This is a genomic window from Micrococcus sp. LASM2_SD2, assembly GCF_057364565.1.
Map to the genome: position 1 here is coordinate 1 of NZ_JBNFOB010000264.1, position 2,979 is coordinate 2,979.

Here is a 2,979-nt window from a genome sequence, read left to right on the forward strand (position 1 = left end):
GGACGGGCAGGGCGGGGCCCAGGCCGGTGTCGCCGGCGTCAGGCAGGCCTGCGCGCCGTCATGACCGGGGCCCGGGGCGTCCGCGGGGGTCGCGCTGTCCCGGGGGCTCACGAGGTCGCCAGGATCGCCCCGGCGTCCTCCATCTCCTCCAGGGCCGCCTCGGCGGTGTCCTGGGCCACGCCGGCCACCAGGTCCGTCAGCACGGTGACCTCGTAGCCGTTCTCGATGCCGTCCAGCACGGTGGCCTTCACGCAGTGGTCCGTGGCGATGCCCACCACCGTGAGCGCCTCCACGTCCTGGGAGCGTAGCCACTCGTCAAGGGTCTCGGCACCGGCCGCCACGGCGTCGGCCGCGGCCCGGGTGGCGCCGTAGGGGCCGACCGGGGCGCCGGCGCCCTCGCCGGAGCGGACCTCGTCCGGTTCGCCGAGCTGGCCGTCGAAGCCGGAGTAGGAGGCCGTATGCAGGCCCTTGAGGAACTGCGCGTCCGGGCGGACCTCCTCCATGTCCAGGTCCTCGTGCAGCTCGGCGCCGGCGGTGCCGGCCACGCAGTGCACCGGCCAGGACACGGCGAAGTCCGGCTCCTGACCGGCGGCGGCGAAGTGCTCGCCCGGGTCCACGTGCCAGTCGCGGGTGGTCACCACGAGGTCGTAGTCGTCCCGGCGGGCGGCCAGGTGCTCGGTGACGGCGGCGGCCACGGCGGCACCGTCGGCGGTCGCCAGGGACCCTCCTTCGCAGAAGTCGTTCTGTACGTCCACGATCACCAGGGCGCGGGTCAGCTCGGTCACGGCGGTCCTCCTCAGGATTCCTGGAACAGGGTCGGGATGGCGGGCTCGCCGGGCTGCAGGCGGCCCACGGAGGCGGGGAGCTCGGCCAGGGAGGCCCGGTGACGCTCGGCGGCGCGGGTCACGGCCTCCGGGCCGGTCCAGCCCGGCTGCCGCTCTCCGTCCACCACGAACTCGTGCAGCAGCGGGCGGTCGTCGGCGTCGGCTTCCGGAGAGCGGTTCACTCCCACCAGCTCGGCGACGGCGCGGCCGCGGGTGTCCCGGCGGCGGGCGGCGTCCTTGCGGCCGCCCCTGGAGGTCTTGCCCTTGGCGGCCTTGGCCACGTCCGCCACTCGCCGTCCCCGTCCTGGCGGGCGACGAGCTTGTAGACCATGGAGGCGGTCGGCGCGCCGGAGCCGGTGACCAGGCGCGTGCCCACGCCGTAGGAGTCCACGGGGGCCGAACGCAGGTGCGCGATCGCGTACTCGTCCAGGTCCGAGGTCACCATGATGCCGGTCTGCGTGTTGCCGAGCTCGTCCAGCAGCTCGCGCACGGAGTGGGCCTGGGAGACGAGGTCGCCGGAGTCGAGGCGCACGTTCCGCAGGTCCGTGCCGGCCACCTCGACCGCGGTGCGCACGCCCTGCTCCACGTCATAGGTGTCCACGAGGAGGGTGGTGTCCGCGCCGAGGGCCGCGACCTGGGCCTCGAAGGCGGCGCGCTCGGAGTCGTGCAGCAGGGTGAAGGAGTGGGCGGCGGTGCCGCCGGTGACGATCCCGTAGCGGCGGGCGGCCTCGAGGTTGGAGGTGGAGGAGAATCCGGCGATCACCGCGGCGCGGGCGGCGGCCACGGCCGACTCCTCATGGGTGCGACGCGAGCCCATCTCGATGCACGGGCGGCCCGCCGCCACCGCGGTCATGCGGGAGGCGGCGGAGGCCACGGCGGAGTCGTAGTTCATCACCGAGAGCAGGAACGTCTCGAGGATGCAGGCCTCGGCGAAGGTGGACTCGACCTGGAGGATCGGGGAGTGCGGGAAGTAGGCCTCGCCCTCGGCATAGCCGATGATCGTGCCGGAGAAGCGGAAGTCGGCGAGCCACTGCAGTGTGGCGTCGTCCACCACCTTCGTGTCCGCCAGGTGGTCCAGCTCGGAGGTGCCGAAGCGGAACCGGGACAGGCCCTCGAGGATGCGGCCGGTGCCGGCCACCACGCCGTAGCGGCGGCCGGCCGGGAGGCGGCGACTGAACAGCTCGAAGCGGCTGCGCCGTTCGGCGGTGCCGGCCTTCAGGGACGCCTGGAGCATGGTGAGCTCGTAGTGGTCCGTCATCAGGGCGGTGGTGGTCTGCCACGGCTCGCGGTGCGCGGTGTCCTGGGTGCTCTCGGAGTGCATCACGTGAGCCAGCCTATGCCACGGTGTGGCGGGGTCCACGGTCTGTTCCGGCCCCTTTCCTGGGAGGATCCCGAGTAGGATGGTCCGCATGTCGATGACGGAATCGGGTGTCCCCGGCCCCCTCGGTGCCGCGGACACCGCCTTGCTGGAGCGCCCGGATCCGGCCGCGCTCGCGGACCGTCCCTGGAACGTCGTCGTGTGGGACGACCCCGTGAACCTGATGAGCTACGTGGCCTTCGTCTTCCGCAGCCACTTCGGCTACTCCGCCGCGAAGGCGCACGCCCTGATGATGCAGGTCCATGAGAACGGCCGCGCCGTGGTGGCGCGCGCCGGCCGCGAGACCGCGGAGCGCCACGTGGGCGCCATGCAGGGCTTCGGACTGTGGGCCACGCTCGAAGAGGCGGAGGACTGAGCGCGTGGCCGAGGGATTCCGTTGGACGCGGCGGGGCTACACGGCCCGCCTGGAGCCTGCCGAGGCGCGCCTGCTGCGCGGTCTCTTCAAGGACGTCGACACGCTGCTGACCGGTCGCCGCGAGGACGCGGCCGAGGAGTCGGCCGCCCCGGCCCGAGACGCCTCCTCCACCGCGCCGGGCGGGATGGGCCCGGGACAGGACCCGACGACGGCCGACGCCTCCGCGGCGGACGTCGCCTCGCCGTCCGGGGTCTCGGAAGCCGACGCGGACGGCGCGTCCGTGCCGGACGACGCCTTCTGGTCCCTGGTGTCAGGACTGAGCCTGGGCGCCTCCACCCGTGAGGCGCCCACGGACCCGGCGCTGCTGCGCCTGCTGCCGCCGGCCTTCGGGGACCGACCGGCGCCGGGGCGGACGCGGACGC

General features: G+C 73.9%; 3 protein-coding genes and 1 pseudogene. 2 read left to right on the forward strand and 2 right to left on the reverse strand.

Translation table 11 applies throughout. From position 1 onward, the window contains the following. Nucleotides 1–107: 107 nt before the first annotated feature. The gene (locus AC2W7A_RS11120) at nucleotides 108–785 is read right to left on the reverse strand and encodes an isochorismatase family protein (RefSeq protein WP_485991404.1); all 678 of its coding nucleotides are present in this window, start codon (nucleotides 783–785) and stop codon (nucleotides 108–110) included. A gap of 11 nt (nucleotides 786–796) precedes the next feature. Next, nucleotides 797–2,145: pseudogene (locus tag AC2W7A_RS11125) on the reverse strand (nicotinate phosphoribosyltransferase). 94 nt (nucleotides 2,146–2,239) lie between these two features. Between AC2W7A_RS11125 and clpS the strand changes: the two are divergent. Beyond that, nucleotides 2,240–2,557 carry an ATP-dependent Clp protease adapter ClpS gene (gene clpS, locus AC2W7A_RS11130; protein WP_485991406.1) on the forward strand — a complete coding sequence of 106 codons (318 nt, stop codon included), beginning with the start codon at nucleotides 2,240–2,242 and terminating at the stop codon, nucleotides 2,555–2,557. Between the two features lie 4 nt (nucleotides 2,558–2,561). Continuing rightward, nucleotides 2,562–2,979, forward strand: a 418-nt coding sequence (locus AC2W7A_RS11135) for a DUF2017 family protein (RefSeq protein ID WP_485991405.1), incomplete at its 3' end; no start/stop codon positions are given.

What these genes read in the sequence shown, in the direction of transcription:
- clpS (WP_485991406.1), top strand. Translation starts at nt 2,240, where the DNA reads ATGACGGAATCGGGTGTCCCCGGCCCCCTCGGTGCCGCGGACACCGCC.